General features: G+C 65.8%; 22 protein-coding genes and 1 pseudogene. 6 read left to right on the forward strand and 17 right to left on the reverse strand.

Features of this window, described 5'->3' with window-relative positions:
* Nucleotides 1-124: 124 nt before the first annotated feature.
* The 4 genes and pseudogenes from AC6CHP_RS14125 to speB form a co-directional block, all read right to left on the reverse strand.
* Nucleotides 125-1,624: pseudogene (locus AC6CHP_RS14125) on the reverse strand (MFS transporter); the annotation flags it as partial.
* 70 nt (nt 1,625-1,694) lie between these two features.
* A complete protein-coding gene (locus AC6CHP_RS14130) occupies nt 1,695-2,168 on the reverse strand; it encodes a MarR family winged helix-turn-helix transcriptional regulator (RefSeq protein WP_498230552.1) in 474 nt (157 codons plus the stop codon).
* 155 nt (nt 2,169-2,323) lie between these two features.
* On the reverse strand, nt 2,324-4,042 hold the full coding sequence (locus AC6CHP_RS14135) for a thiamine pyrophosphate-binding protein (RefSeq protein ID WP_377194835.1): 1,719 nt from the start codon (nt 4,040-4,042) through the stop codon (nt 2,324-2,326).
* 4 nt (nt 4,043-4,046) lie between these two features.
* Complete coding sequence (gene speB / locus AC6CHP_RS14140) at nt 4,047-5,111, reverse strand: agmatinase (protein ID WP_377194834.1); 1,065 nt, start codon at nt 5,109-5,111, stop codon at nt 4,047-4,049.
* A gap of 196 nt (nt 5,112-5,307) precedes the next feature.
* On the opposite strand from speB, the gene AC6CHP_RS14145 reads away from it, so the two are divergent.
* Entirely contained in the window at nt 5,308-6,123 is an 816-nt protein-coding gene (locus tag AC6CHP_RS14145) for a DUF559 domain-containing protein (RefSeq protein WP_427115507.1), read from the forward strand.
* A gap of 134 nt (nt 6,124-6,257) precedes the next feature.
* On the opposite strand, the gene AC6CHP_RS14150 is transcribed toward AC6CHP_RS14145, so the two are convergent.
* Nucleotides 6,258-6,833, reverse strand: coding sequence for a helix-turn-helix domain-containing protein (locus AC6CHP_RS14150; protein ID WP_104186205.1), 576 nt, complete (start codon nt 6,831-6,833; stop codon nt 6,258-6,260).
* Nucleotides 6,834-7,101: 268 nt separating this feature from the next.
* On the opposite strand from AC6CHP_RS14150, the gene AC6CHP_RS14155 reads away from it, so the two are divergent.
* Nucleotides 7,102-8,619 carry a sodium:solute symporter family protein gene (locus AC6CHP_RS14155; RefSeq protein ID WP_377194831.1) on the forward strand — a complete coding sequence of 506 codons (1,518 nt, stop codon included), beginning with the start codon at nt 7,102-7,104 and terminating at the stop codon, nt 8,617-8,619.
* A gap of 99 nt (nt 8,620-8,718) precedes the next feature.
* Here the strand turns inward: AC6CHP_RS14155 and AC6CHP_RS14160 are convergent, their stop codons facing one another.
* Nucleotides 8,719-8,946 (reverse strand): hypothetical protein, encoded by a 228-nt coding sequence (locus AC6CHP_RS14160; RefSeq protein WP_174175961.1) that lies wholly within the window; start codon nt 8,944-8,946, stop codon nt 8,719-8,721.
* A gap of 244 nt (nt 8,947-9,190) precedes the next feature.
* Between AC6CHP_RS14160 and AC6CHP_RS14165 the strand changes: the two genes are divergently transcribed.
* Together AC6CHP_RS14165 and AC6CHP_RS14170 are read left to right on the forward strand one after the other, a co-directional pair.
* Entirely contained in the window at nt 9,191-10,363 is a 1,173-nt protein-coding gene (locus AC6CHP_RS14165) for a VIT1/CCC1 transporter family protein (RefSeq protein ID WP_188730870.1), read from the forward strand.
* Entirely contained in the window at nt 10,363-11,295 is a 933-nt protein-coding gene (locus tag AC6CHP_RS14170) for a matrixin family metalloprotease (RefSeq protein WP_377090052.1), read from the forward strand. Before AC6CHP_RS14165 ends, AC6CHP_RS14170 begins: the two co-directional genes overlap by 1 nt.
* Nucleotides 11,296-11,316: 21 nt before the next feature.
* Here the strand turns inward: AC6CHP_RS14170 and AC6CHP_RS14175 are convergent, their stop codons facing one another.
* Nucleotides 11,317-12,456 (reverse strand): LOG family protein, encoded by a 1,140-nt coding sequence (locus tag AC6CHP_RS14175; RefSeq protein WP_377194829.1) that lies wholly within the window; start codon nt 12,454-12,456, stop codon nt 11,317-11,319.
* A gap of 170 nt (nt 12,457-12,626) precedes the next feature.
* Here AC6CHP_RS14175 and AC6CHP_RS14180 point away from each other — a divergent pair, with 170 nt between their 5' ends.
* Nucleotides 12,627-13,367, forward strand: coding sequence for a GntR family transcriptional regulator (locus AC6CHP_RS14180; protein WP_377194828.1), 741 nt, complete (start codon nt 12,627-12,629; stop codon nt 13,365-13,367).
* An 18-nt stretch (nt 13,368-13,385) separates the two neighbouring features.
* Nucleotides 13,386-14,279, forward strand: a complete 894-nt coding sequence (iolB, locus tag AC6CHP_RS14185; protein WP_377194827.1) for a 5-deoxy-glucuronate isomerase — start codon at nt 13,386-13,388, stop codon at nt 14,277-14,279.
* Between the two features lie 58 nt (nt 14,280-14,337).
* On the opposite strand, the gene AC6CHP_RS14190 is transcribed toward iolB, so the two are convergent.
* From AC6CHP_RS14190 to AC6CHP_RS14235, 10 genes are all read right to left on the reverse strand, one after another.
* Nucleotides 14,338-15,378 carry a Gfo/Idh/MocA family protein gene (locus AC6CHP_RS14190; RefSeq protein WP_427115510.1) on the reverse strand — a complete coding sequence of 347 codons (1,041 nt, stop codon included), beginning with the start codon at nt 15,376-15,378 and terminating at the stop codon, nt 14,338-14,340.
* A gap of 106 nt (nt 15,379-15,484) precedes the next feature.
* Nucleotides 15,485-16,480, reverse strand: a complete 996-nt coding sequence (locus tag AC6CHP_RS14195; RefSeq protein ID WP_498230558.1) for a Gfo/Idh/MocA family oxidoreductase — start codon at nt 16,478-16,480, stop codon at nt 15,485-15,487.
* Nucleotides 16,481-16,567: 87 nt separating this feature from the next.
* Nucleotides 16,568-17,503, reverse strand: a complete 936-nt coding sequence (locus AC6CHP_RS14200; protein WP_364272160.1) for an ATP-binding cassette domain-containing protein — start codon at nt 17,501-17,503, stop codon at nt 16,568-16,570.
* Nucleotides 17,504-17,516: 13 nt separating this feature from the next.
* A complete protein-coding gene (locus tag AC6CHP_RS14205; RefSeq protein ID WP_377194825.1) occupies nt 17,517-18,566 on the reverse strand; it encodes an ABC transporter permease in 1,050 nt (349 codons plus the stop codon).
* A gap of 64 nt (nt 18,567-18,630) precedes the next feature.
* Nucleotides 18,631-19,632 (reverse strand): substrate-binding domain-containing protein, encoded by a 1,002-nt coding sequence (locus AC6CHP_RS14210; protein WP_188732346.1) that lies wholly within the window; start codon nt 19,630-19,632, stop codon nt 18,631-18,633.
* A gap of 256 nt (nt 19,633-19,888) precedes the next feature.
* Complete coding sequence (locus AC6CHP_RS14215) at nt 19,889-21,325, reverse strand: sugar porter family MFS transporter (RefSeq protein ID WP_498230561.1); 1,437 nt, start codon at nt 21,323-21,325, stop codon at nt 19,889-19,891.
* On the reverse strand, nt 21,322-22,197 hold the full coding sequence (locus AC6CHP_RS14220; protein ID WP_498230563.1) for a sugar phosphate isomerase/epimerase family protein: 876 nt from the start codon (nt 22,195-22,197) through the stop codon (nt 21,322-21,324). Before AC6CHP_RS14220 ends, AC6CHP_RS14215 begins: the two co-directional genes overlap by 4 nt.
* A 101-nt stretch (nt 22,198-22,298) precedes the next feature.
* Nucleotides 22,299-23,312 carry a Gfo/Idh/MocA family protein gene (locus AC6CHP_RS14225; protein WP_498230565.1) on the reverse strand — a complete coding sequence of 338 codons (1,014 nt, stop codon included), beginning with the start codon at nt 23,310-23,312 and terminating at the stop codon, nt 22,299-22,301.
* Between the two features lie 46 nt (nt 23,313-23,358).
* The gene (locus AC6CHP_RS14230; RefSeq protein ID WP_498230567.1) at nt 23,359-24,270 is read right to left on the reverse strand and encodes a sugar phosphate isomerase/epimerase family protein; all 912 of its coding nucleotides are present in this window, start codon (nt 24,268-24,270) and stop codon (nt 23,359-23,361) included.
* Between the two features lie 75 nt (nt 24,271-24,345).
* A complete protein-coding gene (locus AC6CHP_RS14235) occupies nt 24,346-25,857 on the reverse strand; it encodes a CoA-acylating methylmalonate-semialdehyde dehydrogenase (RefSeq protein ID WP_498230569.1) in 1,512 nt (503 codons plus the stop codon).
* Nucleotides 25,858-25,879 lie beyond the last annotated feature (22 nt).

The following is a 25,879-nucleotide window of genomic DNA, read 5'->3' on the forward strand; positions in this document are numbered from 1 at the left end:
CCACTCTACGAAACTCCTCCCCGTGGTGAAACAGGCTCCGGGAAAGATCATCCGCGGGGACTACCCCTCAGGGTCACCTGCCAGCCGGGGCGAGCTCCGCCGTCGTGCTCTTTTCCCCGGCACCCGGCTGGATGTCCACCGTGCGCCGGAGGGGTTTCTCCTTGATGAACAGCACGGACACCAGCGCCGCGACGGCCACGGCAGCCGAGATCAGGAACACCTCCGCCGTGGCGTCACCGTAGGCGGCCCGCATGATGTGGCGGACAGGTTCCGGCATGTGCGCCAGGTCCATGCTGGCACCGGCCGTACCTCCTTCTACGGGGATGCCTGCGGTTGCCAGGCCCTGCGTGGCCAGCTCGCTGACCCGGTTGGCCAGGATGGCGCCCAGGACGGAGACGCCGATGGCGCCGCCCACGGACCGGAAGAAGGCAACCGAGGCACTTGCCGTGCCGATGTCTGACGCCCGGACAGTGTTCTGCACGGCCAGGACGAGGTTCTGCATCAGCATGCCCAGGCCGAGGCCCAGCACTGCGGTGAAGACCCCTGCGTGCCAGAGTTCGGTGGTGTGGTCCAGGGTTCCGGACAAGCCCAGCCCGCCGATCAGCAGGATGGAGCCGGCGATCAGGTAGCCCTTCCACTTGCCCGTCCGGCTGATCAGCTGTCCGGAGGCCACTGAACCAACAAGGTTTCCGGCGATCATTGGAAGGGTCAGGAGCCCAGCTTCCGTGGGGCTGGCGCCGCGCGCCACCTGGAAGTACTGGCCCAGGAAGGTGGACGACCCGAACATTGCCACGCCCACGGCGACGGAGGCGAGGATGGCCAGTGCCGTGGTGCGTTCCGAGATGATCTTGAGCGGGATGATGGGCTGCTCCACCTTGGATTCCACCAGCACCAGCAGGGCCAGCAGGAGGATTCCGCCGCCCACCATGGCGGCGGTCTGCCACGAAATCCAGTCGTAGTAGGCGGGATTGCCGGCGAACGAGACCCAGATCAGCAGGAGGCTCACGCCGGAGGTCAACAGGATGGAGCCCAGCCAGTCGATCTTGGCGGGACGGCGGACATGGCTGATTTTGAGGGTGACCTGCAGCAGGATGAGGGCGACGACGGCGAGCGGCACGCAGACGAAGAAGGTCCAGCGCCAGCCGAGCGGGCTGTCCACGATGAAGCCGCCCAGCAGCGGTCCGCCGGCGGTGCCGACTGCCATGACCGCGCCCATGTAGCCGGAGTATTTCCCGCGGTTCCGCGGTGGGATCATGGTGCCGATGATGGCCTGGGACAGCGCCGTGAGTCCGCCCATGGCCACGCCCTGGATCACGCGGGCACCCAGCAGCAGCGGGATGGTTTCGGACAGGCCGGCCATGACCGAGCCGGCCACGAAGATGATGATGCTGAGCTGGACCAGGACCTTCTTGTTATAGAGGTCGGCGAGTTTGCCCCAGATGGGGGTGGTGGCGGCGTTGGCCAGCAGCGCGGCGGTGATGACCCAGGCGAAGTCGGTCTGGGTGCCGTGCAGGTCGGACATGATGGTGGGCAGCGCGTTGGCCACGATGGTGCTGCTGAGGATCGCCGTGAAGAAGGCGGCGAGGAGCCCCGTGAGGGCTTCCATGATCTGGCGGTGGGACATCTCGGGCGGAGTGCCTGCGGGGGCGCCGGCTGATGCGGCGGGGGCGGCAGTTCTTGCCATGGGTCTGCTCCTAAGCGGTGGTTGTGATGGTGCCGGCCGCCGTTGCCCGGGCTGATTGTTTGAGTGATTCAGTGAGCTTGTGCAGGATTCTGGCCGTGTTGCCGGCGTCTTCCTCGCTCCAGTCGCGCAGGTAGTCCTGCAGGACCGCCGTCCGCTGGTCCTCGATGTGGCGGAGTTTTTCCGCTCCCAGGGCCGTCAGGGCAACCAGCTGGGCCCGGCCGTCGTCGGGGTCCTGCCTGCGGACAACCAGCCCATGCTCCTCCAGATCCGCGATGTGCCGGCTGAGCACGGGCGCGCTGACGCCCAGCCGCTCGGCGAGGCGCGTGGCCCTGGTCTCCCCCTCGCCCACGAAGCGCAGCACGCCCTGGAGCGCAACCCCCGTGTCCTGCCCGCGCACGCTGGCGGTGGCGATGCACCGCACCGCCCGCTGGAGGTCGAAGATTTGGTACACAAGATCCGCTGCCGTATCAGGCGCTACTGCCATGGTTGAAGGGCTCCTCAGTTGTTTGCCTGAAGCAACCATATCCCAGAACTTGTTGCTTTGGGAAACTAATCGCTTGCGGGGGTGTACGCGAAAGGCCCCAGCTCTATGCGAGCTGGGGCCTTCCGGGCGTCCGGGGTTTCAGGAGCAGTGGCGGGTCACTCCGCCAGGTGCGTGGGCGCAAACATCTTCAGAAGGGTTTCCACCACGACGACGTTCGGCCCGTCAGCGGCGAATCCTGCCTTCAGCGCGTCCCCCACGCCCTCCGGCGCTACCTTGGTGGCAGGCACACCGAACGCCTCGGCAAGTTTGACGAAGTCCGGGCGGGCCAGTTCGGTGGCTGTGGCTTTGCCGAAGGCGCCCACCATGTATTCGCGCAGGATGCCGTAGCCGCCGTCGTCCACAATCAGCCAGGTGACCGGAACGTTGTGCTGCCTCGCGGTGGCAAGTTCAGAGATGGAATACATTGAGGATCCGTCGCCGGATACTGCGAGTACCCGGGCGGAGCCAGCGGGCCTGCCAACAGTCTCGAGTCCCACGGCCGCGCCGATGGCTGCCGGGAACCCGAAGCCCAGCCCGCCGGCGCCCTGGGCTGAATGGAACTGGCCCTCGCGGGCGTCCCAGCAGCTCCAGCCCCAGTACGCCGCGATGGTCATGTCCCAGAATGTCTGCATGTCCGCCGGCACCGCCGCGCGGATGTCCGCCATGAACGTCAGTTCCTTGGACAGGTCCTGCGACTCCAGGCGTGCGCGGACCTTCGCGAGGGATTCCTTGACGAGCTCCTCGGGCGGTTTTCCGTGCCAGGTGGGCGCGGTCCGGCCAGCCCCGGCGTCCAGGGCTTCATCAAGGGCGGCGAGCGCCTGGCCTGCGTCTGCCCGAATCCCCAGCCCGGGGCGGTTGGACTCCAGGACCCTCGGTTCGGCGTCGATCTGGATGATCCGGCCGCGAGGCTCGAATGTGAAGTAGTTGGAGGTGACCTCGCCCAGGGACGATCCGATCACCACAAGGACGTCAGCGTCCTCCAGCAGGTCGGTCATGTAGCGGTCCTCGATCCAGGACTGCAGCGAGAGCTCGTGGTTCCAGGGGAAGGCGCCGTTTCCGCCCGGCGTGCAGATCACGGGTGCGCGAAGCTTCTCGGCAATTGAGAGCAGGGATTTTTCGGCCCTACCCCGCCGCGTGCCGCCGCCGGCGATGATGGCAGGACGTTCCGCGGACTGCAGCCATTTCACCGCTTCCCGGACCAGCTCCACCCTGGGTGGATTGTCCGCCGCCTCGGCGAGCGCGTCCTCCACAGGGGGCACCATGATGGGATCGAGCAGGACGTTCTGAGGGATCTCGAGCCAGACGGGGCCCTGGGGCGAGGAGATCGCCTCGGTCCAGGCGTCCTGGATGGCGGACGGGATGCCGGACGCGTGCTGGATCAGGCGCTGGCTCTTGGTGACGTTGGCCGCCGACGCCTTCTGGTCATCGAGCTGGTGCAGCATGCCCTTGCGCCTGGCCCCCAGGCCCTCGAGCGGGATCTGGCTGGCCACCACAACCATGGGAACCCCCGTGGCGTAGGCTTCCTGCAGCCCGGCCAGGGACGTCAGCGCGCCAGGGCCGGTGGACAGGAACAGGACTCCCACCTCGCCCGTTGCCCGGGAGTAGCCGTCCGCGGCGAACGCGCTGTTGTTTTCCACCCGGGAGGAGACGAACTGCAGGTTTCCGCGGCCCATGGCATCAAAGAGGCCCAGGGCGTGCTGGCCCGGGATGCCAAAGACGGTCTTGGCGCCCAGCGCCTCAAGGGTTTCGACGACGAGGTCCCCGCCGTTGCGCACACCCTCGCCCGGATTCTCTGCAGCGGGTGCGGCTGCCGCGCCCGCAGTGACGTCGCCCATGCGGCTACTCCTTGCCTGCCGGGGCGAAGCCTGCCGGGCGGCGGGCTTCCTGGCCGAGGGCCTGGGCGGCGTAACCATTGGCTTCTCCGAAGCGGTCCCCTGCCACGGCATTGTCAGCCATCAGCGTGACCAGCTCGTAGGCGACATGGCTGGCGGCCACGCCGGTGATCTCGGCATGGTCGTAGGCGGGGGCCACCTCCACGATGTCCGCTCCCACGAGGTTCATGCCGCGGAAGCCGCGGATGATTTCCAGCAGCTCGCGGCTGGTGATGCCGCCGGCCTCGGGAGTGCCGGTGCCCGGGGCGTGGGCGGGGTCCAGGACGTCGATGTCAACGGAGATGTACAGCGGGCGGTTGCCGATCCGGTCACGGACCTTCGCCACAGTTTCCAGGACGCCCTGGTAGTAGACGTCGGCAGAAGTGACGATGCCGAACCCGAAGCGATGGTCGTCGTCGAGGTCCTTTTTGCCGTAGAGGGGGCCGCGGGTGCCGATGTGGCTGATGGCTTCCGTATCCAGGATGCCTTCCTCGACGGCCCGGCGGAACGGGGTGCCGTGCGTGTACTCGGCCCCGAAATAGGTGTCCCAGGTATCCAGGTGCGCATCAAAGTGCAGCATGGCGATGGGCCCGCCGGCACGCTCGGCAGCGGCGCGGAGGAGCGGCAGGGCGATGGTGTGGTCACCGCCCAGGGTCACCAGCTTGCCGCCGCCTGCCGTGAGGTCAAGGGCGTTCTGCTGGATGGTGTCGATGGCCTCGTTGATGTTGAACGGGTTGACGGCCATGTCCCCGGCGTCGGCAACCTGGATGTTCTCGAAGGGGCTGACGTCCCATGCCGGGTTATACGGGCGCAGCAGCCGGCTTGCTTCACGGACGTGGTTGGCGCCGAACCGGGCCCCCGGGCGGTAGGAGACGCCGGAATCGAAGGGCACGCCCACCACGGTGACATCAGCCCTGGCCACCTGGTCCAGGCGAGGAAGGCGGGCATAGGTGGCGGCTCCCGCGTAACGCGGAATCCGGGATGAATCGATGGGGCCAAGGTTGCCGTTGGCTTCGATGCGCAGCTCTTCCAATGGAGGCCTCTCCTTCGAGGAGTTGAGGGACTGGTGTGACTGCAATCATACAGGTGGTTTCCTTATGTGCACCACTTGTTTACTTTGCTGGAAGGGTCCCGTCCTGGATCCACTCTCGCCAGAGCGCTGCCCACCGAATCCACATACGGCCCGGGCACTGTTCCAATTGCCGGTCCCGTCCGGCTGGAATTGCCAGATGGACATCCTCGAGCACCTGAAACAAGCCGGCGGAGTCGCCCGGACGGCCCAATTGCTCGACGCCGGGTACTCGCGAAGGGACATAGCCCGGCTCACGCAGCGTGGCGCCCACCAACCCAAGCGTGGAGTCTTCCTCGCGCCCAACTGCAACAAAGAGCTGGCGGCAGCCATCCATCACAACGCGCGGCTGACCTGCGCGAGCGCGGCGCCGCACTATGGGCTCTGGCTCAGGAAGGCGCCACCCCAGCTGCATCTTGCCTGCAACCATGGCCACGGTGCAGGGTTGATCCGGCATCGATCGGTGCGCTTCAGCGGCCACCCAACCCTGCCAGTGGCGGGCGTCGAAGACGTCGTGCTGCACGCGCTGGGATGCCTGCCGCCGCCAGCGTCAACTGCCCTGGCGACATCGGCCATCCGGCTCTACAGCCTGCCATTGGAGCTCCTGAAACGGGAACTCCGCGCGGACCGGTCCGCGCCGGCACTGCGGGCTCTCCAGGACCTGGATCTCCGCGCCGAATCCATCATTGAGGTGGACGCCCAGCATCTTTTCCGGGTGAACGGCATCGACTTTGAAGTTCAGGTCCACATACCCGGAATTGGGCGCGTGGACTTCCTCCTCAACGGATTCCTTATGGTGGAGATTGACGGCTACGCGTTCCATTCCAAGCGGGCGGACATGCTCAGGGACCGGGACAGGAACAATTCCTCCACGGTTAAGGGCTACGCCGTTCTCCGCTACATGCCCGAGCACATCTGGTTCAACCCAGAGCAGGTTGTCTCCGAGATCAGGGCTGCCCTGGCATCCCGAGGCTGACCGGCGGACGCTCCCGCCCAGTTTCCTGCGGTGGCCGAGGGCCGGCCGGGCGCGGTGCAGCGCAAATCCGCGGAGCGCGGCCGGGCGGCCGGGCAACCGGGCGGGAGCGCACGGGACGGCCGGGCGGGCAGGAGCTAGCGGCTGGCGGCCGGCACCAGGACCCAGAGAACCTCGACGGGCTTGTCGGTGGGGTTGATCCAGGTGTGCGGCTCTCGCCCGGGAAAGGTGACGGTGTCGCCGGCACTGAGGTCGTATTCCTCGTTGGTGAGGATCAGCCGGATGCTGCCCTTGATCACATGGAGGACGTCAACGTCGCAGTCCACCGCGTAGAGCTCGGATTCGCCGCGGCCGTGCGGTTCGATGCAGGCCTGGATGATCTGGACGCGCCGCTCCGAGCGCGCTGTGAGGAGCCGCTCCACGATGCCCTGCCCGCCCAGCGAGATCCGCGGCCCGTCATTGCGCTTGGTCAGGTGCGTCTCGGGCGCCGCAAACAGGTCGCCGACGGAGACTGAGAGGACCTGGCACAGCGTGACCAGGGAAGCCACGGACGGGGATGTAAGGTCGCGCTCCACCCTACTGAGGAATCCCTTGGTCAGCCCCGTCGCGTCAGCAACCTGCTCAATGGTCAGCCGCTGCGACTGCCGGGCGGCCCGGATCCTCGAGCCGATGGCCACTGGAACGTTGCTCGGCTCAACTGGCAGTGCCTTCATCTACGAACCTTTCATGGCCGGCAGCCCGGCCCCACTTTGGAGCAATACTAGTGGCCGGCCCCTTCTGTGACGCCTCATTGCACGCGTGGCCCGTGGCCCAACGCGGTCTTGACTGTTATCACCGTCACAGCCTACGCTTTGGAAACACTTGTTGCCTATAGAGCAATAGCCGAGAATCCCCTCTCACTCCCCCAAATCCTGCAGCGGCGCCCGGTCCACTTTCCTTCCGGCGTGCGCCACGCTGCCAACACGCTCCAAGGAGCCCAACATGGATGCAAGTTTCATCAACATCGCCATCGTGGTGGTGTACCTGCTCGCGATGCTGGCCTTCGGCTGGTGGGGCAAGTCCCGCACCAAGAACAACAGCGACTTCCTGGTTGCCGGCCGCCGCCTCGGCCCCTTCCTCTATACCGGAACCATGGCCGCCGTCGTGCTGGGCGGCGCATCCACCGTGGGCGGCGTGGGCCTCGGCTACAAATTCGGAATCTCCGGCATGTGGCTGGTAGTGGCCATCGGCGCCGGCGTCCTGCTGCTGAGCCTCCTCTTTGCCGGAACCATCCAAAAGCTGAAGATCTACACGGTCTCCCAGATGCTTACCCTGCGCTACGGCAGCAGGGCCACGGAGGCCTCCGGCATTGTCATGCTCGCCTACACCCTGATGCTGTGTGCCACATCCACCGGCGCCTACGCCACCATCTTCGTGGTGCTCTTCGACTGGGAGCGTCCGATTGCGATCGCCGTTGGCGGAGCCATCGTTCTGGTCTACTCCACGGTGGGCGGCATGTGGTCCATTACCCTGGCCGACCAGGTGCAATTCATCATCAAGACCGTGGGCATCTTCTTCCTGATGCTGCCCTTCACGCTCAACGCGGCGGGCGGCTTTGAGGGCATCCGCAGCCGGGTGGACGAGAGTTTCTTCCAGATCGACGGCATCGGCGTCCAGACGATCATCACCTACTTCGTTGTCTACACCCTGGGCCTGCTGATCGGCCAGGACATCTGGCAGCGCGTCTTCACGGCGAAGACCCCCACCGTGGCACGCTGGGGCGGCGCCACCGCAGGCATCTACTGCATCCTCTACGGAGTTGCCGGCGCCCTGATCGGCATGGCTGCCAGCGTGGCACTCTCCGGCATCGACATCGCAGTCAAGGACGATGTCTACGCCGAGGTGGCCCAGACCCTGCTGCCCGTCGGCATCGGCGGGCTGGTCCTGGCAGCGGCGGTGGCAGCGATGATGTCCACCGCATCGGGCGCCCTCATCGCCGCCGCAACCGTGGCCCGCGCCGATGTCCTGCCGTTCGTTGCCAGCTGGTTCGGCAAGGACATCAACACGGAGGACTCGGACAACCCTGAGCACGACGTCAAGGCCAACCGCATCTGGGTCCTTGCCCTGGGAATCATCGCGATCGTCATCGCCATCATCACCAAGGACGTGGTGGCAGCCCTGACCATTGCCTACGACATCCTGGTGGGCGGCCTCCTCGTGGCGATCCTCGGCGGCCTCGTCTGGAAGCGCGGTACGGGCATCGCCGCGGCAGCATCCATGGCTGTGGGTTCCGTGGTGACCCTGGGCACCATGATCGTCCTGGAAATCAACGCCGAGGCACCGCTGGACGGCATTTACGCGAACGAGCCCATCTACTACGGCCTGCTGGCGTCCGCCCTGGTCTACGTTGCGGTTTCCCTGCTGAGCAAACCGACCGACCCGCAGGTAATGCGCAACTGGCAGCGCCGGGTGGCAGGGCAGGCTGCAGAAGAAGCGCCCCTTCCCACCGCTGCCCGCTAGGCCCCGCAGGGTAGGACAACAGGAGCAACGCACGACGGCGGCACCTCCCCTTCGCTTTCCGGCGAAGGGGAGGTGCCGCTGTCGTTTGGTCCTGGTTTCCTAGTCGGTTTCGCGGACCTCGTCAGGGTCATCCAGCGGGACCACGCGGTCCTCGGCGTCGACCACGACGGGAGGAACCTGGACCACCGGCTCCTCCTCGTCCAGGAGTTCGTCCTCGGTATCCCAGTCGTCCTCAACTACCGGTGCATCTTCGGCGTAGTCATAGGCGGGATCCGCCTCTACGGCATCCAGGTGCGGCATGTCCGGGTGCTGTCCGGTGGTGCTCATGATTGAACCTCCGTTTGTTCGCCTGACGTGCTCTTTCAGTGAGGGCGCTGGCCGCGCCACACCTTCATCACAGCACCGCACCGCAGAGGGGTCAATAGCCTGCCACAGGACCTCAAGGACCCGTCCCGTTTAAGGCGCACCGAAATCTCCGGGGGAGGCTGACCGGCCAAAAATCGGCGGATTTTCGCAGTAAGCTTGCACTGCAATGGGGCCGCACCATGCCCCATCCAGCCCAGGAGTTTCCGTGTCTCAGCACGCCAGGTTCAACCGCCACGCCACGCCGCAAGAAGCGCAACCTTCAGCACCCCAGGAACCAGCCGGCGCCGGGCAGCAGGCCCAGCCCTCGCCGTCGGACGTCAAGCGGTGGCGGCAGTACCTCGCGGACGAACGGGCGGAAGCCGCCGTCTACCGGGACCTGGCGCAGAACCGCCAGGGTGAAGAGCGCGACATCCTCCTGGCCCTGGCCGAAGCCGAAGGCCGCCATGAAGCCCACTGGCTGGGACTGCTGGGTGAACGTGCGGGCAAGCCCCGGCGTGCATCGGTGCGCAGCCGGATGCTGGGGTTCCTGGCCCGCCACTTCGGGTCGGTGTTCGTGCTGGCCCTGGCCCAGCGCGCAGAAGGCCGCTCCCCTTACGCCAAGGACCCCAATGCCACGGAGGCGATGGCGGCGGACGAGCAGATCCACGAGGAAGTGGTCCGAGGGCTGGCGACCCGGGGGCGCAACCGCCTGGCGGGCACCTTCCGCGCCGCTGTGTTCGGCGCCAATGACGGCCTGGTCAGCAACCTGTCCCTGGTGATGGGTATGGCCGCGTCCGGCGTCGCCAGCAGTGTGGTGCTGCTCAGCGGAATTGCGGGGCTGCTGGCCGGGGCCATGTCCATGGGCGCCGGGGAGTTCATCTCAGTCCGGTCGCAGCGCGAACTGCTCGCGGCGACGCGCCCCACCCAGGTCACCCTGCTGGCGGCCCCCAAGCTGGACCTGGAACACAACGAACTGCTGCTGGTGTACCTGGCCCGGGGCATGACCCAGGAAGCGGCCGAGCACCGGGTGGCCGAACGCATGGGCCTGCTGCCCTGCGACTGCGATCCCAGCCTGTCGCTGCAGCCGGAACTGCCCGACGTCGAGGACCAGCATGAGGCCGTGGGGACCGCGTGGGGCGCGGCCCTGTCCAGCTTCTGCTTCTTCGCCTCCGGTGCGATCGTGCCAATCCTGCCGTTCCTGTTCGGCCTGACCGGCGTCGCCGCCCTGGTGGCGGCGGGCATTCTGGTGGGCCTCGCCCTCCTGGTCACCGGCGCCACGGTGGGCCTGCTCTCCGGCACGTCGCCGCTGACGCGTGGACTCCGCCAGCTGGCCATCGGCCTGGGCGCTGCGGCCATCACCTACCTGCTGGGGCTGGCCTTCGGCACAGTTGTGGGCTAGTGGAAAACCGGCCACCGCACCGTGCGCCATCGCGCCATGCGGGGACCAAAGCCCGCCTGGGCGTGCGCCGGCGCGTGGAGCTTTTGCTCACCGCCGCGCTGACCGCGGGCGCTGTGTTCGGAGCAGCACTGGCACTGAACGACCCTCGCTTCAAAGAGCTGCTGGACGTCCGGATCGGCCCAGGAAACGGGCAGTCCGCCGGGCAGCAGGACCCGGGCACAGCAGGGGAAGCAGGCCAGGCGCCCCGGGCCGAGGGCCGGCTGGGCGCGCCTCCCCCTGGGCTGGAGGAGTCTGACGCTCCCCTGGCCGCCGCAGACCCTCCGCCGCTGGGCAGCGATTCCTACCGCTTCCTCGCCGTCAACGGGGACGGCAGCCCGGTGGGGTATTCCCCCTGCAGGCCGCTGCACTACGTCATCAATGACGAGCTCGCACCGGCCGGCTCGCAGCAGCTGGTCACCGAATCCATCGCCACCATCTCCGCCGCCACCGGCATCCGGTTCATCTACGACGGCACCACCGCGGAGCAGCCCTCCCCCCAACGTCCGCCGTACCAGCCCGAGGCCTACGGCGAGCGCTGGGCGCCGCTGCTGATCGCCTGGACAACACCGGAGGTGGCTCCGCAGCTCAAGGGCAAGGTGATCGGCACCGGGGGCAGCACCCACTTCAGTTATGACGACGGCCCCAAGGCCTTTGTTACGGGCGGCCTGGACCTGGACGCGCCGCAGATCGCCGATGAACTGCTGAACCCGGACGGCCACCTGTACGCACGCGCCGTGATCCTGCATGAGCTCAGCCACGTGATGGGCCTCGACCACGTGGACGACCCCACCCAGCTGATGTATCCCGAGATCGGCACCCCCGAGGGACTGTCCGCCGGGGACCTCAACGGGCTCTATGAGCTCAGCAAGGCGCAGTGCCGGAAGGATCTCTGACCGGCCGGCTGCTCCCCGGGCTCAGGCGGGCAGCCGCAGCACCTCCACCGCCTCCTGGACAGTGTCCACCAGGAAAATCCGGTCCTCCATCGGCCGGCCGGCGGCAAGGCTTTGCAGCATGGGCCAGGCAGGGTACTGACGCTCCCAGTGGTCCCGGCCCACCAGCACCATGGGCGTCACCTTTTCCCGCGCCCCGTAGTAGTTTTCGCACGCATCCTGGAAGATCTCCTGGACGGTCCCGGCAGCCCCAGGCAGGAACACGATGCCTCCCGTGCACAGTTCCAGCAGGATCGCCTCCCGGATGGCGTTGGCAAAGTATTTTGCAATGTGCGTGGCGAAGTAGTTGGGCGGCTCATGCCCGTAGAACCAGGTGGGGATGCCGAGCGACGGCGTGCCGCCGGGAAAGCGTTCGACGACGGCGGCCGCCGCACGCGCCCACGCAGACACCGAGGGACGGAAGCCGGGGACGGAGGCGAGAATGTCCAGCGCAGCCTGCACGCCGCCGTCGTCCACTTCACTGAGGTACGCGCCGAGGTTCGCCGCCTCCATGGCCCCCGGTCCCCCGCCGGTGGCCACCACGTACCCGTCCTGCGCGAGGAGCCTGCCCAGCAGGGCGGCCTGGGCAAATCCGCTGCTGCCGCGCTGCGCGGCATGCCCGCCCATGACACCCACCATGGCCCGGCCGTGGAACGGGCTTGTCCGGGTCATATCGTCCAGGGCGTCGCCGATGGCGTGGTCGTGCAGCGCTGAGGCCAGGGTGGCGTCCAGCCGGTGCCGCATGCCGGGCTGGATGCTCCACTGGTAGATCCGGGCGTCCGGAAGGGCTTCGTAGGGGGCGTCGGGCAGCCCGGCGTACAGTTCCTGGGGCGAGTACAAGGCGGCCCGGTAGGGGTTGAAGGGCACGGTCTCCAGCCGCGGGAAGATCAATGCTCCCCGTCCTCGCAGCAGGCCCTCCACGCCGTCGTCGAAGGTGCAGCCCAGGAAGATGGCACCCTCCACGTTGAGGCGCTGCAGTGCGCCGGTCCTCCCCCGCAGGTCCAGGGACTGGGCGTGCCAGCCACGCATGTCCACCGCGCCGGCGCTGACCAGCCGGTCGAAGCTGTCCAGGTCCTGCACTTCGAGGTTGTGCGGGTGGGGGCCCACGTTTCCGGAGAGGTTCACTGTCTAAACCTAAAGCAACGCGGGCCGCTCCCCTTGACCCGGATGGCGCGGCTGCTAGGATCGAAGAAGAAATGAAGTATGTCCTATCAAGAGAACATATAGCGGCAAAGCGGCCGTTCCCGCCCCACCGGGCGACGACGTCCCGCAACAAGGAACATGAGGGAAGTACCGTGGCGCACAACCTGGGTCTCAGCATCGACCGCTCCTCCCCCGTCCCCCTGTACCACCAGGTGGTACAGGGGATCGAAGCCGCCATTTTCAGCGGAGTACTGGAGCCCGGCAGCCGGTTAGATAACGAAATCGATCTGGCGGCACAGCTGAACCTCTCGCGCCCCACGATGCGCAAGGCCATGGATGAACTGGTCCGGTCCGGGCTGCTGGTACGCAAACGCGGCGTCGGAACCCAGGTGGTATCGAGCCAGGTGCGCCGCCCCCTCGAGCTCTCCAGCCTCTACGACGACCTCACCAACAACGGCAAGAAGCCCACCACCGATGTCCTGAGCTTCGCCCATGTGGAGGCCGACGAGGCCACCTTGACCACCCTCCAGTTGCCTGCCGGTTCCAAGGTCTACCACTTCACCCGGCTGCGGAAAGTGGCAGGCAAGCCCCTGGCACTCATGGAGAACTGGGTCCGTGACGACATCGCCGAGATGAGTGAAGCCACGCTGTCGGCGGAAGGCCTCTACGCCATCCTGCGCCGCGGCGGCGTCAACTTCCGGCTCGCCAACCAGCGCATCGGCGCCGTGGTGGCCAACGACTACCAGGCCTCCCTCCTCGAGACCGCGCCCGGATCCGCCCTGGTCACCATGGAGCGTACAGCCACGGATGACACCGGCCGCCGCGTGGAAACCGGACACCACGTGTACCGCGGGGATTCCTACAGCTTTGAAATGACACTCGTACAGCGCTAACGCAAGGAGCCACACTCCATGACCAACTGGGTCTACCCACTGGGCACCGCCACCGACGGCACATGGGACGTCTCGATCGGGACCTCGGACTCATCCCTGTCCGTGGACGGCTGGGCACATACTGGACTGAAGGTGGCCACGCTCGCCGCAGGGGCCGCCGTCGTCCTTCCCGCCGCCGAAGAGGAACGCATTGTGGTGCCCCTTAACGGATCCTTCACCGTCACGGTCGATGGCACCGAATACCGACTGGACGGGCGCGCCTCCGTGTTCCACGGCCCCAGCGACGTCCTGTACTCGGGCACCGGACGCGCCGTCAGCATCACCTCGCCCGACGGCGGGAGGGTGGCGGTAGCCACTGCCCCGGCACAGGAGGCGTACCCCACCCGGCTGGTGACCGCCGCGGAAACCCCGGTTGAGCTGCGCGGCGCCGGCAACTGCTCCCGCCAGGTCCACAACTTCGGCACACCGGCCGCACTGGAAGCCGACCGGTTCATCGTCTGCGAGGTCCTCACCCCCGCCGGCAACTGGTCCTCCTATCCCCCGCACAAGCACGACGAGGAGAAGGACGGCGAGACCCACCTCGAGGAGATCTACTACTTTGAGACGCGGGTGGCGGAGGGCTCGGCCGCTCCCGCCGATGCGGACGCCATCGGCTACCAGCGCGTCTACGCCTCGGACGAGCGCCCCATCGACGTCTCTGCGGAGGTCCGCACCGGGGACGTCGTCCTGGTTCCCTATGGCTGGCACGGTCCTGCCATGGCCGCACCCGGGTACGACCTCTACTACCTGAACGTCATGGCCGGGCCCGGGCCCGTGCGCGAATGGCTCATCAGCGACGACCCCCACCACGGCTGGGTGCGCCAGACCTGGGACGGCCAGGACGTCGATCCGCGGCTCCCGTTCGGCGCCTGACCCCGGCAGGTCCGTGACATCTCCCTGGTGACGCGCGGGTCCCCCATCCGGCTGGAGGTCAGCCGGCGACCGCCGGGGCCAGCTCCACCCTCACCGGGGATCCGCTTCGCAACGACTCCTGGGCAGCATCCGCTACGCGCGAAGCTGCCACCGCATCCTCAGGCGTGCACGGGTTGTCCCGCAGGCCCAGGATCAGCTCCACAAACGCAGACATCTCAGCCCGGTAGGCGGCATCGAACCTTTCGGCGAAGGTCTGGTGGGGCTGCCCAGCGGGGAAAGCCACGCCTGCTTCGGCCGAGGCCAACGCGGTCCTGTCGTCCAGCCCCACCAGCAGCGACCCCCTGGAGCCCTGGATTTCGAGCCGGACGTCGTGGCCGGCCCCGTTGTAGCGTGTGGCCGAGACTGCCCCCACCGTGCCGTCGTCGAACGTCACCAGGGCGAGGGCCGTATCCACGTCCCCCACAGCCCCGATGGCCGGGTCCCCGTTGTTGGAGCCCTTCGCATAGACCTCCACGATCTCCCGGCCCGTCAGCCAGCGGAGGATGTCGAAGTCGTGCACGGAACAGTCCCTGAAGAGTCCGCCCGAGCCCGCCAGGAACTCGACGGGCGGCGGTGCCATGTCACAGGTGACAGCCCGCAGCGAATGGATCCAGCCAAGCTCACCGGCCTGGTAGGCACGCCTCGCTTCTAGGTAGCCGGGGTCAAAGCGCCGCTGATGGCCAATCTGTACCACGCCCTGCCGCTCCCGGACATACTCGAGGACCGGCAGGGCGTCCGCCACATCCAGGGCCACCGGCTTCTCGCAGAAGACCGGGATCCCTGCGTCCACCCCCGCCTTGATCAGGCCGGGATGGGTGCCTGTGCCGGTGGCAATCACCAGCCCGTCCAGGCCCGAGGCGAGCAGTGCCTCCACGGACGGCAGGAACTCGGCACCAACCCTGGCAGCCACGGCCCTGGCGTGCTCTTCGGCGACATCCGTCAGCCGAAGCCGGACATTGATGTCCTCAGCATTACGTACGGCGTTGAGCGCCGAGATGTTGTCCGCGTGCATGGCGCCGATTCGGCCCACGCCCACCAACCCAAGAGTTATATCCTTCACAGTTCTTCCTTCGTTCTGTCTTCACCAGGGAATTTGATGCCCCACCGCGGGGAGGTGGTGCCCTCCGGCTCCGGCACGCGGGAGGCCGGCAGGACGGGAGCAGCCATCAATAGATCACCTTCGTGAAGGCTCCGTCGCTGTGCAGCGAACGGATCATGGCCTGGGCCACCTGCGATGCCCGCAGGCCGTCCTCCCCGGTGGCGAGCGGCGCGGTCTCTCCGCGTTCCAGGGCAGAGATCCAGGCCTGGAGCTGCAGGCGGTAGGCGTCGGCGAAGCGCGGGCGCCAGTCGGCCGGGATGACGGACCGCTGCTGGCCTTCATGGTGGACCACCAGTGCTGCGGGTTCCGGGAGGGCGGCTGAACCATGCTCGGACACCACCTCGCACCTGGTGGTGTAGCCGTACTGCGCGTTCAGGAACAGTTCGAGGGTGGCAAGGGTGCCGTCTGCCGTCCGGAGGAGCATGAGCGCCGGGTCCTGCAGGTCTCCGGTGCTGTGCCGGGAGCTGCGCCCCGCCTGCCATGAAACTTCGGTGATGGGCGTGCCCAGCAGCCAGGGGATAATGTCGAACTCGTGGATGGCTGAATTGGTGATGGCTGATTCCGAGCTGGCACCGGGTCCCGCAGTTGCGGTGCGGCTGGTGCAGTGGACCATTAGCGGTTCGCCGTTGCTGCGGATCCGCGTTGCTTCGCGGAGTGCTGTGTAGCCCGGATCGAACCGCCTCATGAAGCCCATGGACAGCAGCCTGCCGCCGGTGGCGGCCAGGATGTCCGCCTCCGCCTCCACCACGTCGAGGCTTTCCAAGATCGTAGGGGCCAGGGGCTTCTCGCAGAGCACGGGCGTCATCGCTTCGAAGCATTCCAGCACCAGTCCGGCATGGGTGGAGTCGTGCGAGGCGATGACGACGGCGTCCACCTCGCTGGAGTTGATCAGCTCTGAGGGGTCGGTGGTAGTCCGGGCCGCCGGCGGCGCAGCTGCCGCTGCCCGTCCGGCGTCGAGGTCTGCCACGAAGGTGACTTCAGCACCGTTGACGGCTGCGGAAAGGTTCCTGATGTGGTCTGCGCCCATGACTCCTGCGCCGATGACGCCCACCCGGATCGGCATGATGTCTTCCTGTCTGCTGTTCGTGGTCTGTGCGCAATGTCGAGCGGGGCCCGTCCGGTTTTCCGGCGGGCCCCGTTCCGGTCCGTACTAGGCGTGCCGGGGGCCGCTTTCCTTGGGTGTCTCTGTGCCGTGGGTGACGTCAGCGACCTCTGCCTGCACTTCCTTAACTACCTCGCTGTGGCCGCCGAGTTGTTCGAGTTCGTGCGCGAGCTCGGCAAGTTCCGCGCCGCCGGCCATCTGAGCGGTGAGCTCGTCCAGGGTGATGTCTTTCTTGTCGTAGTAGCCAATGGACTTGCCCCGCTTGAGCAGCAGGAACCGGTCCCCCACCGGGAAGGCATGGTGCGGATTGTGGGTGATGAAGATTACCCCGAGCCCCCTGTCCCTTGCCTGGAGGATGTAGCGCAAAACTACGCCCGACTGCTTCACGCCGAGCGCCGCCGTCGGTTCGTCCAGGATCAGGACCTTGGCGCCGAAGTAGACGGCGCGGGCAATGGCCACGCACTGCCGCTCACCGCCCGAGAGCTGGCCGATGGGCTGTTCCACGTCGCGGAGGTCGATGCCCATCTCAGCCAGTTCCTTCTTGGTGATGTCCTTCATCTTTTGGACATCCATGCTTTTGAAGGGACCGAATCCGCTGGTCAGTTCAGAGCCAAGGAAGAAGTTGCGCCAGATGGGCATCAGCGGCACCACCGCCAGGTCCTGGTAGACCGTGGCGATGCCTGCATCCAGTGCATCACGTGGCGAATCGAACTTCCGCTCCTCGCCCATGATGTTCAGCGTTCCAGCGTCGTGCCGGTGCAGGCCGGCGATGATCTTGATGAGCGTGGACTTGCCGGCCCCGTTGTCACCGAGCACGCAGGTGACACGGCCGTTGTCGACTGCCATCGTGACATCCCTCAGCGCCACGATGTTGCCGTAGTGCTTGCCTACGGCATCAAGGGACAGCAGGTGCACAGGAGTATGCGTGAGCGGATCTTTTTCGTTTTGCAGCAAGGTGCGCTGGTCAATTTTTTGGGCATTCATTTTCCGGACCCCTTTACTTCAGTTCCGCGCGGCGCTTGACGATGAGGTTGACGATGGTGGCGAGAAGCAGCATCAGGCCCAGGAAGAACTTGAACCAGTCAGGGTTCCACTGTGCGTAGACGATGCCCTTGTTGGCCATGCCGAAGATGAACGCGCCGATGGCGCCGCCAACAGCCGAACCGTAGCCGCCGGTGAGAAGGCACCCGCCGATCACAGCGGCAATGATGTAGAGGAACTCGTTGCCCACGCCCTCACCGGACTGCACCGCGTCGAAGGCGAACAGGTTGTGCATGCCCAGGATCCAGCCGCAGAAACCAACTGCCATGAACAGTCCGATCTTGGTGGCCTTGACCGGAACGCCCACGGCGCGGGCCGCATTCGCATCACCGCCGACGGCGAAGATCCAGTTCCCCACGCGGGTCCGCATCAGCACCCAGGTGGCCACCGCCACAAGGGCAATCCAGATGAATACGGTGATCTGGACATCAATCCCGCCGAACCTCACTGATGACGCGAACACCGCGCGGGCGGAGGCGAAGCCGTCCATGTCCGAGATCGAGGGGGAAGATACGCCGCCGCCGATCATGCGGGTCAGGCCCAGGTTCAGGCCGGTCAGCATCAGGAACGTGGCAAGGGTGACGATGAAGCTGGGCAGTTTGGTCTTCATCAGGATCCAGCCATTGACGTATCCGATGGCCAGGGAAACCAGCAGTGCCAGGGCGACACCAACCCAGACGTTGGTGCTGAAGTACCAGCTGAACATCGAGGCGGTAAGGGCCGAACTGATGACGGCGACACCTGTGGAAAGGTCGAACTCGCCGCCGATCATAAGCAGCGCGACGCCGACGGCCATGATTCCGATGGTTGAGCTGCCGTACAGCACGGTCGCGAAGGACGAAGGCTGCAGGAAGGTCGGGGAAACCACGGCGAAGAAAACGAAGAGGACAATGGCGCCCACCAGGGCGCCGACCTCAGGGCGGCCGAGCAGTTTCTGGAGGGGGCTGCGCTTACCGATGCGTTCATCGGTCGCGGGGACGGAGGGTTTGGTCAGAGTCTGGGTCATGGGGATTCTCCTGCTATGGCGGGTTCCGGAGCCGCAAGGGCCCCGGAACCCGCTCAAAGCATCCTTAGCGGATGCCTTCCTTGGCGAACTTGAGGACGTCAGGAGCTGCTGCCTGATCGATGATCGACGGGCCGGTCAGCACCGGAAGCCCGCCACCTACGTGGATGCCGCCCCGCTTGACCTGCCAGAGGGCGTCGACGGCTCCATAGCCCTGGAGCCACGGCTGCTGGTCGACGGTAAAGGCAACCTTGCCGTCGATGATGGCCTGGGCCAGTTCACCGTTCATGTCGAAGGAGGCTACCTTGACCTTGTCCTGCAGATTGAGGGACTCCACTGCCTTGTTGATGGTCAACGTGAACGGCGCTCCCAGTCCGATGATGGCGTCTGCATCCGGGGTGGCCTGGAGTTTCGCAGTGACTGTGGAGGAAACCTGGGTCATGTCGGTTCCCTGGACAAACAGGTTCTCAGTAGCCGGGATCTTGGACTTCACGCCGGCACACCGGGCATCCAGTGCCACGTTGCCCTGTTCCATGATCACGCAGATGGGGCGCTTTGCTCCCAGCGAGGAGAGCTTCTCCCCCACGGCCGCGCCCGCGAGGTTCTCGTCCGAACCGAAGTGGGTGAAAGCGCCCACCTGCTGCCAAACATCAGCACCTGAATTAAGGCTGACTACGGGGATACCGGCGTCCGCGGCCTTCTTGAGGACGTCCTTTAGGGCGTCCGGCTTGGCCAAGGTCACGGCGATGCCGCCGACTTTCTGGTCGATTGCCTGCTGGATCAGCTGGGCCTGGCGTCCGCCCTCAGGATCCGAGGTGTAGAGCAATTCCACGTTGTCCTTTGCAGCCGCTTCTTCGGCACCCTTGCGGAGGATGTCCCAGAAGGTGTCACCGGGAGCGGCGTGGGTGATGAGTGCAACCTTCATGCGTTCTGTTGTAGCGACCTGGCCGCCGCCTGCTGCGCCGCCGGCCTCCTCGGTCCTGCCTCCGGTGCTCGAACAGGCGCTCAGTGCCAGCATCGGCACGACAGCCGCTACAAGTGTTGCTTTACGCCAGGAAAATCTAGCCACGAGTATCTCCTTTGATATCAGCTCCGGACTGCCACGATGCAGTCGCCGGAATGTGCTTACTACGATCATGGTGACTTGAACCACACATGTCAATAGTTTGTCCTGACATTAGTATGTACGCACGTAACATGGGTGCTAGGACCCGCGAAATCCGGGAGATTTCCGCGGTTAACGAGCCGCTGGCACCACGTGCGAAGACCCAAAAAGGGCACCCTCGTCTTGGGAGACGAGGGTGCCCTCCTGCGGCTCGGCGTTCTTATGGGCTCGCGACGGCCTCCGGCTTCGTTCCGGCCACATTCTTGAAGTAGTGCTCCACGTCTTCAAGGCTCTTGTCCTTGGTTTCGGGAACGTACTTGGCGGCAAACGCTATGGCGCCCACTCCGAGCACGGCGAACACAAAGAAGGTGCTGGACAGACCGATCGCCGCCAGGAGCTGCGGAAATCCGAACCCCACCATGAAATTGACGATCCAAAGGACAAAGGCGGAGGCGCCCATGCCGAGCCCGCGGATCTTGAGCGGGAAAATCTCGGAGAGCATCAGCCACGTGACCGGTGAGATGGCACCCTGCTGGAAGGCCAGGAATGTCACCGTCAGGGACAGAATCACGAAACCACGGGCTGAGCCTTCAGGCAGGATCAGTGAGAACAGGCCGATCAGAAGGAGCGCCGACGTCGTGCCTATCTGCCCCGTGATAAGCATCCGACGGCGGCCCACCCTGCCAAGCAGCCAGATTCCCACGAACGTCGCGAGGACAGAGATGACGCCGTTGGCAATGTTGGCGGTCAGCGCAGCCTCGCGCCCGAATCCGGATTGGGCGAGGATTTGGGTGCCGTAATACATGATGGAGTTCACGCCGGTGATCTGCTGGATCACGGCCAGGCCGAGGCCCACGATAAAGATCCGCCGCAGCCAGGGGATCCCAAGGTCCTTCCAGGAGCCCATCTTGGACTTGTAGTCCTCGACGGCCATGGCCTTGACTTCCTCGAACTCTGTTCGCGCCTCGGCCTGGGAGCGGAGGCGTTGGAGAACGCTGAGCGTTTCGCCGAAACTTCCCATCGAGGCCAGCCATCGGGGGCTCTCGGGCATGAAGTTCATCCCGATCCACAGTGCAATGGCAGGCAGGGTGGCGATCACCAGCATCCAGCGCCAGATGCCGCCGGCCTCCCCAAAGGTGTTGCCCAGGTAGGCGTTGAAGATGAAAGCCAGCAGCTGCCCGGTGACGATCATCAGTTCGTTCTGTGTGACGATCCGTCCGCGCCGTGCGCTAGGCGAAACTTCGGCCAGGTACACGGGAACGGTGACGGAGGCACCACCCACAGCCAGGCCGAGAATGAACCGGGCGGCGATCAAAACCTCGGTGTTTGGCGAGAAGGTGCACGCCAGCGTGCCCACAAGGAAAATGACCGCGAGGACCATAATCATCTTGCGGCGGCCGTTCCGGTCGGCCAGCCGGCCGCCGAACAGTGCACCGAACGCGGCGCCGAAGAGGAGCGACGACGTGACCAGGCCCTCGGTCAGCGGCGTCAGGCCCAAATCCTCCTGCATGTACGGCAGCGCGCCGTTGATGACCCCCGTGTCGTAGCCGAAGAGGAGTCCGCCGAACGTGGAAATGATGGTGGCGGTCCGCAGCGCCCTCTTATGGTTCGGAGGCTGTTGCTCTTTGACCGCCGCGACCTTACCGGAGACACTCATGCGGTAGCTTTCTGGACGTACTGCTTCATGGTCTCCAGCTGGTAACGGGAGACGTCCTCGGCCTTCTCATCCTCGGCAAACACGCTGGAGACCATCACTGTGTTGTCCTTGTCCAGGAAGCCGATTTCCTTGAGGCCTCCGAAGAACTCGTCCCAGTTCACGTCGCCGTCGCCGATCTTCAGGTGCTGGTGCACGCGCACGGCATTCCCCGGCGGGTTCGTGATGTAGCGCAGGCCGTGGGATGCACGGTGGTCCATGGTGTCCGCAACGTGGACCAGGCGGAGTTTGTCCCCTGCCGCGCGCATGATGTCCAGCGGGGCGTTCTTCATGTGGAAGCTGTGTGAGGCCACGTAGACCATGCCCACGTTCTTCGAGTTCAGTCCCCTGATGACCCGGATTGCGGCCAGGCCTTCCTCCACGAAGTCGTCCGGGTGCGGGTCGATGAGCAGGTCGATGCCTTCGCGTTCGATGATCGGCAGGAGCTCCTCCATGGAGCGGTAGAACGCCCGCTCGGACTCCTCAGCCTTTTCGGGGCGGCCGCTGAACTCGGTGTTAATAGTGCCGACGCCGAGGTCAACGGTGATCTGGATGACCCGCTTCCAGTAGCGGACAGCAGCTTCGCGGGCGTCCTCGTCCGGGCCGGACCAGCGGAGCACCGGCAGGACCGAGGCAATTTCGATTCCCGCGTCCCTGCAGGCTTTGCTGAGCTGGCCCACCAGCTCGTCATCGGCTTTGGGATGGTTGTAGAAGGGGATGAAGTCCGCGTGCGGCGTCATCTGCATGTACTTGTAACCCAGATCTGCAGCCACGCGGGGAAACTCCAGCAGACTGTGGCTGTGGTGGAAAGGGGTGGGATCAAGTGCGATTTTCACGAGGAACACTCCATTGTGGATCAGTCAGGCGGGAGTCTTTGTCCAGATACGCAGGGTTGGAAGGCCCGGAAGTCGGCATATCTGGACAAAAACTCCGCGGGTCAGCGGTAAAGGTCCGGCTTGGCGGCGAGCTTCACGGCCACCTTGTCGCCGCTCTTCTGGGCTTCGACGCCGGCCTCGCAGCAGGCCGCGGTGGCGTAGCCGTCCCACGCGGTGGGACCGCCGATTTCGCCCTTCAGCGCAGCGTCAACCCATGACTGGATTTCGACGTCGTACGCCGCGCCGAAGCGCTCTTCGAATCCGGGGGTAACGTTGCCGCCCCAGCGGCCGGCGCTGCGGGTGTAAGGGCCCTTGTCCCCGCCGATGTTGACGATGCCCTCTTCGAAGGAGGCCTGGGTGGCCACTTCGTAGCCGAACTTGGCGTTGACATAGATTTCGACGTCGGCCAGGACGCCTGACTCCGTCTCCAGCAGGACGTGCTGGGGATCGTGCTGCCCGGCGGGGGCGTTCTTGGTGGCCTTCCCCATGCGGACCTGGACGCTGGTGATTTCCTCTCCGGTGAAGAACCGGATGGCATCGAACTCGTGGACCACGGAATCGTTGATCAGCATCTCGTTGGTGAAGCCCGGCGGCGTGGTGGGGTTACGGTGCTGGTGGTGCAGCATCAGCAGTTCGCCCAGCTCGTGGTTGCCGATGATCTGGCCCAGTGCGGCGTATTCGGCGTCGAAGCGGCGCATGAAGCCCACCTGGATGCGCTTGTGCCCCAGCGCAACTTCAGCCTCCACGATCTTCCAGGAGGACTCGGCATCGGGGGTCAGCGGCTTCTCGCACAGGATCGGAATGTCCTTGGCGATGGCCTTCAGCAGGATGTCCTCGTGCAGGAAGCCGGGCGTTGCAATGAGTACTGCGTTGACGTCGCCGTTGTTGAGGGCTTCCTCGGCGTCGGCGAGGGCCACAGCGCCCGGAATCCCTTCAACTGCCGCCTGTGCGCGGGCCAGGTCAACGTCCACGACGGCGGCAACCTCGGCTCCGTGGATTCGGGTGTTGAGGCGCTGGATGTGGTCGGCGCCCATGCGCCCGGCGCCGATGACGGCGACGCGGAGTGCTTCAGTCATTGTTTTCGTTCCTCCAGGGGTCTTAGCGGATGCGGCGGTGTGGCTGTCAGTTGACAGTGGTTCTGGAACCGCAGGACAGCAGGTAGTTGCGGGTGCGCTTGGCAATGGGCATGGGCACATCGAAGGCTATCGGGTACATGTCCTGTTCGACGATGCCGAAGATGGGCCGGTTGAGGGCCTCCACCGCTTCGATGACGGCGCGCAGGTCGGGAAGCCCGTTCGGCGGCTCGGTCATGACGCCGGCCAGGTTGGCGGCGGCCCAGGTCATGTTTTCCTCGTTGACCCTTTTGAGGATCTCCGGGTTGATCTGCTTCAGGTGCAGGTAGCCGATCCTGTCCGGGTAGTTCTTGATCAGCTCGAGGCTGGAGGCACCGCAGTATTCGGCGTGGCCCGTGTCCAGGCACAGGTTCAGGTACTTGGGGTCCGTAGCGGCCAGGAGGGTTTCGATGTCTTCCTGCGCTCCGACGTGGGAGTCAGCGTGGGAATGGAACTGCTGCTTGAGCCCGAAATCCTCCAGCAGGGTCTTGCCCAGGCGGTTGTGGCCGGCGAAAAGGTCGCTCCACGCCTTGTCAGTCAGGGTGCCGCTCTCCACCGCCTCGCCGGTGACGTCGTCGCGCCACATGGCCGGAATGACCACGATGTGCTCGCCGCCCATGGCCGCCGTCAGTTCGGCCACTTTGCGGGCCGGTTCCCAGGCGGATTCCCACTGGTCCAGTCCGCGGTGGAAGGCAGTGAACACCGTGCCTGCGGTGACCTTGAGGTCGCGCTGCTTCAGTTCTTCCGCCAGCCGCGTGGGATCGGTGGGCAGGTAGCCGTACGGGCCCAGTTCAATCCACTTGTAGCCGGACTCGGCAACCTCATCGAGGAACCGTTCCCAGGGCGTCTGCTTGGGGTCATCCGCGAACCAGACACCCCAGGAGTCCGGCGCCGTGCCGATGATCAGTTTGTTCTCAGTCATTGTCTGTCTCTTTGATAGGGGCCACTCCGCCAGGGTTCCCTGGCGGAGCTTGCGAGGCGAGGGAGGCGGTGGGGACTAGTTGGAGGGGAAGTTGTAGGAGGCGCCGGAGGCGTGGGTGGGTTCGGGCCAGCGCGAGGTGATGACTTTGCCGCGGGTGTAGAAGGAGACACCTTCGGGGCCGTAGATGTGTTTGTCGCCGAAGAGCGATGCCTTCCAGCCGCCGAAGGAGTGGTAGGCCACCGGGACGGGCAGTGGCACGTTGATCCCGATCATGCCGACCGTGACGGAGCGCTGGAATTTCCGCGCGTGGGCGCCGGAGGAGGTGAAGATCGCAGTTCCGTTGCCGTACGGGTTGGCGTTGATCAGCCTGATGCCGTCCTCGAGGGTGTCGACGCGGACCACCACGAGCACGGGGCCGAAGATTTCCTCGGTGTAGGCGGTCATTTCGGTCTTGACGTGGTCGATCACGGTGGGGCCCACCCAGAAGCCGTCTTCGTGGCCGGGGACCACGAGGTCGCGGCCGTCCACCACCATGGCGGCGCCGGCTGCTTCGGCTTCGCTGACGATCCGTACGATGCGTTCCTTGGAGGCCGGGGTGATGACCGGGCCCATTTCGGCGTCGGGGGCGGTGCCGTTGTTGACCTTGACGGCCAGGGCGCGTTCTTCGACTTTCTTGACGATCAGGTCCGCGGCGTCCCCGACGGCGACGGCGACGGAGATGGCCATGCAGCGTTCCCCGGCGGAGCCGAAGGCGGCGGCCGCGAGGTGGTCGGCGGCGTTGTCCAGGTCGGCGTCGGGCATCACGATGGCGTGGTTCTTCGCGCCGCCCAGGGCCTGGACGCGCTTGCCGTGCTTGGTGGCGGTCTCGTGCACGTACTGGGCGATCGGGGTGGAGCCGACGAAGGAGATGCCGTCCACGTCCGGGTGGGTCAGGAGACCGTCCACGGTTTCCTTGTCGCCGTGCAGGACCTGGAACACGCCGTCGGGCAGGCCGGCCTGCTTCCAGAGTTTGGCCAGGAGCATGGAGGCGGAGGGGTCGCGTTCGGAGGGCTTGAGGATGAAGGCGTTGCCGGTGGCGATGGCCATCGGTGCCATCCAGAGCGGGACCATCACCGGGAAGTTGAACGGGGTGATGCCGGCAACCACACCGAGGGGTTCGCGGAAGTTGAAGACGTCGATCCCGGTGGAGACCTGGTCCGAGTAGTCGCCCTTAAGGAGCGTTGGGATGCCGCATGCGTACTCGATGACTTCCAGGCCGCGCCCGATTTCACCCTTGGCATCGGAGAGGACCTTGCCATGTTCGGCGGTGACCAGCTGGGCCAGTTCCTCGACGTGGGAGGCGACGAGTTCGCGGAATTTGAACAGCACGGCGGTGCGCTTGGCCAGGGAGATGTCGCCCCAGGTGTCGGCGGCCTTGCGGGCAGCGGCGACGGTGGCGTCCAGGTCTGCCCGGTTGGCCAGCCGCAGCTGTGCGGTCACGGCGCCGGTGGCCGGGTTGTAGACGTTGGTGGTGCGGTCACCCGCGCCGGCGCTTTCGGCGCCGTTGATGAAGTGGTTGATGGTGGAGGTCTCGGTTGTAACAGTCATGGGGCTCTTCCTTGAGTTGAAA

The sequence above is a fragment of the Pseudarthrobacter sp. GQ63 genome (assembly GCF_059758765.1).